The sequence below is a fragment of the Collinsella aerofaciens genome (assembly GCF_040926185.1).
GTDB lineage: Bacteria > Actinomycetota > Coriobacteriia > Coriobacteriales > Coriobacteriaceae > Collinsella > Collinsella aerofaciens_BC.
In genome coordinates this window covers 1-5,464 of record NZ_JBCOIQ010000017.1, presented here as the reverse complement: position 1 = coordinate 5,464, position 5,464 = coordinate 1, and the positions used below count along the sequence as shown (strand labels likewise).

Here is a 5,464-nt window from a genome sequence, read left to right as displayed (position 1 = left end):
ACCATCAAAACTGTGAAGAGCCCTGGGGCATTGCCTCGGGGCTTTTTTCTTGTCTGCGATAAATCTCATTTTGGTTTTGTGTGCTGTGCGCAAGTTTGGGTAGTATAGCTATTCAATGCGGCGGACTGCCGCGTGTTAACCGCTACGTACCGGAGGTGTTCCATGGTTCGTGTCGACATAGAGACCATCGTCATGGCCGCCGGTCCCGTGCCATCGCTTATCGTGCTTCGCGAGCGCTGCAGCAAATCGGACTCGCCCGCGCCACTGCGTTCCCTTTCCATTCAGACTGGTTCGTTTGAAGCTGCTGCCATCAGCCGCGGCATCGATAGCGGTCGCGCCGAGCGCCCGATTACCCATGACCTGTTGCTCGATACTGTTGGTGCCCTGGGTGCCAAGCTCGAACGCATCGAAATCGTTCGCGCCGAGCCGCCCGTGTTTTACGCGACGGTTGTCGTGTTGGCCGATGGCAACGAGCATAAGATCGATGCGCGTCCGAGCGACGCCATCGCCCTCGCCGTACGCAGTAATGCCCCCATGTTCGTTGAAGACGACATCATGAATCGCCTGGGCACCGTTTCTGCCCATGTCGAGGAAGTCGACGACGAGCAGGAGTTCGAGAAGTTCGACGAGTTCGTCCACACGCTCTCCCCCGATGACTTCTAAATGCGGGGCGGCCAGGATGCGGGGCGTTCGCTGATGGCCGGCGGTATGTCGGCCGAGGCGGCTGCCATTGCGCGCGAGGCCCAGATGCGCTCGGAGGCTTCTGAGGCGGCTCGCATTGCCTATGTGACGCAGGCCCGCACGCTTCGCGAACGCCGCGGCTCGTTTATCAAGATGGTTGTCGTCTCCGCCCTTGTCGCGGCAATCTGCTCGCGCCTTCGTGGTACAGTTGGTGCGCTTGGGTTTTCGATCTCTACGGGCCTGGTGATCTGGGGCGTGGTCGATGCGGTAATGCTGACAAACCAGATCAAGGTGCTCGACAAGCGCGCGGCGGACATGATGCGCGCCCGCGACGCTGCCGCCAAGATCGCCGCCGAGGCACAAGAACTGTAACGACGCCAGACTCGATGGGAAGGTCTAAAGATGGCACAGGATATGCAGGACGCCGGTAACGTCTCCGCCGAGCTCGACGCCATGGTGTGTGACCTGATTGGTGCGTTCTTGGACGACCTTGCCGCCGGTGAGAATCCGGGCGTAGTTGTGGCGATCGAGGACGCCGCTTCCAACCGCTATCTGGCGGCGCTCGACGAGGACGGCGAAGAGGCGTGCCTGGAGGCGGCCACCAACTTTATTTCCGAGCACAAGATGGGTCTTAAGGACGAGGGCCTGGGCCGTATCGCCCGCTATGCCATCGGCTACACCGGCTGCGTCGAGATTGACGGCGGCTACCACGACGCTCTGCTCGTGAGCTTCTTTGAGACTACGCTCGAGAGCGGTTTTTCGGCATATGTGCTGTATGAGGGCATGGGCGCCGGCGATGGTTTTATGTGGAGCGACCCTGAACCTGCAGGTGAGGAAACCCCTCTCATCTAAAATCGCTAAAATAAACGAGTTTTCGGTAAAAGGCTCAATATTCCCGCTGAGCGTTGTATCGCTGGGCGGGCCGCATACGCGTGCCGTTTGTATATGGATAGAAGATAGGGGAACTACATGCGCGTAGACAATCTGAGGAACATCGCCATCATCGCCCACGTCGACCACGGCAAGACGACGATGGTCGACAAGCTCCTGCGTGCCACGGACGCCTTCCGTGCCAACCAGCAGGTCGAGGACCGCGTCCTGGATTCCAACGACCAGGAGCGCGAGCGCGGCATTACGATTCTCGCCAAGAACATCTCTATCGAGTACAAGGACGTTAAGATCAACGTCATCGACACCCCGGGCCACGCCGACTTTGGCGGCGAGGTCGAGCGCGTGCTGCGTATGGCCGACGGCGCCCTGCTGCTGGTCGACGCCTTTGAGGGCCCCATGCCCCAGACCCGCTTCGTGCTGCGTCACGCTATCGACACCGGCCTTAAGATCATGATCGTCATCAACAAGATCGACCGTCCGGGTGCTAACCCCGAGAAGGCCTACAACGACTGCCTGGACCTCATGGCCGACCTGGGCGCCACCGACGACCAGCTTGAGTTCGCCATGGAGCACGTTGTCTATGCCAGCGCCATGAATGGCTTTGCCCGCCTTGACCCCAACGACGGCAACATGGACATGTACCCGCTGCTCGACATGATCATCGACGATATGCCCGCGCCCGAGGTTGACGAGAACGCCCCGCTGGCCATGCAGTGCGTGACTATCGACCACTCCAACTTCGTTGGCCGTATCGGCATCGGTCGCGTGTACTCCGGCACCATCCACCAGGGCGACCAGATCCTGGTTGTCAAGAACGACGGCTCCAGCGCCACCTCTACCGTCAAGCAGCTCTTTACCTTCGACTACCTGGGCCGCACCGAGTGCCAGGAAGTCGGCGCCGGTGACATCGCCGCCGTCGTGGGCATCGACCGCACCGATATCGGCGATGTCTACACCGATCCCGAGAACCCCGTCGAGCTCGAGCCCATCGAGATTGACCCGCCGACCCTGTCCATCGTCTTTGAGGCTTCGACCTCCCCGCTCGTCGGTCGCGACGGCGACATCGTGGGCGCCCGTCAGCTCAAGGAGCGCCTGTTCAACGAGGCCGAGAACAACGTGACCATGAAGATCGAGGAGCTCGAGGACAAGAGCGGCGTCGAGGTCTCGGGTCGCGGCATTCTGCACCTGTCCGTCCTGATGGAGTCCATGCGCCGCGAGGGCTTTGAGTTCCAGGTCGGCCGTCCCCGCGTTCTGTTTAAGAAGGACGAGAACGGCAACAAGATGGAGCCCGTCGAGCAGGCCGTCGTCGAGTGCCCGGACGAGTACTCGGGCAAGGTCGTTGAGGTCTTCGGTACCTCCGGCGGCATCATGACGAGCATGGATACCTCGGGCAGCGTGACGCACCTCGAGTTTAAGATCCCGACCCGCGGCATCATGGGTCTTAAGAACCGCATCATGAACGTCACTCACGGCGAGGGCGTGTTCTACCACACCTTCCTGGAGTACGGCCCCTATGCCGGCGAGATCGGCAACCGCCAAAACGGCGCCATGATCTCCATGACCACCGAGAAGGCCGTCGCCTACGCTCTGGGTACGCTGCAGGAGCGCGGCCAGCTGTTCGTTGAGCCGGGCACCGAGTGCTACGAGGGCATGATCGTGGGCGAGCGCAGCAAGGCGGGCGACATGGTCGTCAACATCGCCCGTACCAAGAACCTGGGCAACCAGCGTTCCTCGACCTCCGATATCTCCGTCCAGCTGGTGCCGCCCCGCACCTTCTCGCTGGAGGAGGCGCTGGAGTACATCGCCGATGACGAACTGGTGGAGATCACTCCCAAGAACATTCGTCTGCGCAAGCGTCTGCTCAACGCCACCGACCGCAAGAAGGCCGCTGTCCGCGCCGGCCAGGTCAACAAATAAACGCTGAGGTTTATAACCGCCAATAAGAAAGGGCGTCGACCGCAATGGTCGGCGCCCTTTTTTGGTGCACTGGGCTCGGGTTCGTTTGCACCACGACGGGGGTGGTTATCCCTTAGAGTGACTTTCCGGTTAAAGTTAAGTTGTTTAAACATATACAGGAATTATCGAAATGCGACCGTTTTGATACAAAACTGTTAACAGGTAAATATCAACTGCTATTAAATTAAAAGACCTCTTTACCTGCGGTTTACATGACTGGTATCTATATTGTATTTTATGCATTGTGGCATAGACGAACCGTCTTAGAAATTGCTCCCCAATGGGTTCTTGCAATGCGCTAGGTAGGTTCTTGTTGATGTTGGGGTTTGTGTTCGATTCGACGATTCGCCGTATTCCACACTGTGTTGTAGGAATTAGGGGACAACTATGGACGCACACCGCTCACGGTCGCTGGGTATGGCGGCCCTGATCTTCATTTTGATTAGCCTCACCGCCGCCGTTTTCCACGGCGCAGCCCCCGTGCGCGCCGAGGATGCGACGACCGCGACGCCGATTGAGATTGGCGAGGATACGGCGAAGGTTACGGTTGAGCTGTATAAAGACGGGGGTCGCCAGCAGCCTCTCGGTAAAGAGGACTCGCCCTCGATTACGACTGTCGATACAATTTACGGTTTTATGGAAGCTCAATTTAAAGAGAATTCTGGACCTACGCCTGAGAGACCTGAGGCGATTTATACCTTTCCTCAGTCGATTGTCGTGAAGGACAACACGGGCGGCGCCTTGATGACTGACGATACCGAGAACGCACAAAGCATGGAACTTGGTACATAAAGGATAACAAGGTCATTTTTAATTACGATGCTAGCTATCTCAGTCGTCATCCCTCTTCGCTTTATGTGCGGGTCTATTTCGAGTCTGTACTGAAAGACAAAGATGTGGATGACGGGTCAAAAGTTGACCTGTTATTCCCGGGCGCTGGCGAAGTTGTGCCGATTGAGATCCGAGATGGCGCGGTTGAGGGAACCAAATCAGGTGTCTTTTCACAAGATAGCAGTACTGGAATTGCCAAGATAACTTGGACTATTAACCTAAGTGTCAAGTCGCACGCAACGGATGTAAAACTGGTCGATACGCTCGGTGACTACCTGGACTTTGACCAAAGCAGCTTCAAGCTCGATGGAAATCCTCTTGGTTCGTCCGTGGGCATCGAAGAGCGAACTGCAACGTTGTCGCTTGGTGACCTTTCTCAGGGCGACCATACCGTTACCTACGAAACGACAGTTAGCAAGAACTTGTCTCTTTCTAATGGCACGCCTACGCAAGGTAGGAATAGTGTGCAAGCAACTTGGGGAAAAACAAATTCTCAACAATCTCCTACGATTGAGGGGGAGTCGAAACCGTTTCAATACGACATGATCAAAAAAGAGCCCGGCACCGGAACGCCGTCTGCCATTACTTGGAAGGTTGTGCTCAACAAAGGGTCGCTTAAGGCTGATATGACCGGCTATACCTTCACTGATACGCTCGATGGAAAACAAGATTATGTTGGCAACTACACGGTCTACAAGGGCGAGAATGCTGACGAAACTAAAAAGATCGACGAGGGAACACCGGGTGAGTCGGAGAATTCATTTAGCTATACGTTTAATCTAAAAGAGGAAGATCGGTATGCGACCTATTGCATCGTCTATCAAACCAAGCTGAAAGATAAGGATTCCTACGAAAAAGTTAGCAACACGGCAAGTGTGAAAAAAGAAGGTTCAGATCAGCCCTCTGGGGATAGTACTGCATACTACATCCGTCCTTGGACGGGCAAAACTATTAGCAAGACACTGCTTAATCAGGATGAGGCGTCACAGACCGGAAAGGCAACCTGGCAATTGCGCGTAGAGCTCCGGTGTTAGCGTCGGATTATTTTAGCCAAATATAGTCGGCCGAGATTGACCAATCCCGGCCGACCCATTTTAGCCAACAC

The 5,464-nt window shown here is 56.4% G+C and carries 6 protein-coding genes; all 6 read left to right on the top strand.

Annotation, left to right across the window (positions count from 1 at the left end; all coding sequences use genetic code 11):
* Nucleotides 1–162 precede the first annotated feature (162 nt).
* The 6 genes from AB5750_RS07375 to AB5750_RS07350 all read left to right on the top strand — a co-directional run bounded on the left by AB5750_RS07375 (nt 163) and on the right by AB5750_RS07350 (nt 5,393).
* Complete coding sequence (locus tag AB5750_RS07375; protein ID WP_368145946.1) at nt 163–663, top strand: bifunctional nuclease family protein; 501 nt, start codon at nt 163–165, stop codon at nt 661–663.
* 33 nt (nt 664–696) lie between these two features.
* The gene (locus AB5750_RS07370) at nt 697–1,053 is read left to right on the top strand and encodes a hypothetical protein (RefSeq protein WP_368145947.1); all 357 of its coding nucleotides are present in this window, start codon (nt 697–699) and stop codon (nt 1,051–1,053) included.
* A 30-nt stretch (nt 1,054–1,083) separates the two neighbouring features.
* Nucleotides 1,084–1,533: a hypothetical protein gene (locus tag AB5750_RS07365; protein WP_089572580.1), complete on the top strand. Its 450-nt coding sequence runs from the start codon at nt 1,084–1,086 to the stop codon at nt 1,531–1,533.
* A gap of 117 nt (nt 1,534–1,650) precedes the next feature.
* Nucleotides 1,651–3,489, top strand: coding sequence for a translational GTPase TypA (gene typA, locus AB5750_RS07360; protein WP_368145948.1), 1,839 nt, complete (start codon nt 1,651–1,653; stop codon nt 3,487–3,489).
* Between the two features lie 426 nt (nt 3,490–3,915).
* Nucleotides 3,916–4,320 (top strand): hypothetical protein, encoded by a 405-nt coding sequence (locus AB5750_RS07355; protein ID WP_368145949.1) that lies wholly within the window; start codon nt 3,916–3,918, stop codon nt 4,318–4,320.
* Between the two features lie 104 nt (nt 4,321–4,424).
* On the top strand, nt 4,425–5,393 hold the full coding sequence (locus tag AB5750_RS07350; RefSeq protein WP_368145950.1) for a hypothetical protein: 969 nt from the start codon (nt 4,425–4,427) through the stop codon (nt 5,391–5,393).
* Nucleotides 5,394–5,464: the final 71 nt, after the last annotated feature.

Excerpts from the sequence above, each read along its gene's own strand:
- AB5750_RS07355 (WP_368145949.1), top strand. The coding sequence starts at position 3,916 with ATGGACGCACACCGCTCACGGTCGCTGGGTATGGCGGCCCTGATCTTC.
- AB5750_RS07375 (WP_368145946.1), top strand. The coding sequence starts at position 163 with ATGGTTCGTGTCGACATAGAGACCATCGTCATGGCCGCCGGTCCCGTG.
- AB5750_RS07370 (WP_368145947.1), top strand. The coding sequence starts at position 697 with ATGGCCGGCGGTATGTCGGCCGAGGCGGCTGCCATTGCGCGCGAGGCC.
- AB5750_RS07365 (WP_089572580.1), top strand. The coding sequence starts at position 1,084 with ATGGCACAGGATATGCAGGACGCCGGTAACGTCTCCGCCGAGCTCGAC.
- typA (WP_368145948.1), top strand. The coding sequence starts at position 1,651 with ATGCGCGTAGACAATCTGAGGAACATCGCCATCATCGCCCACGTCGAC.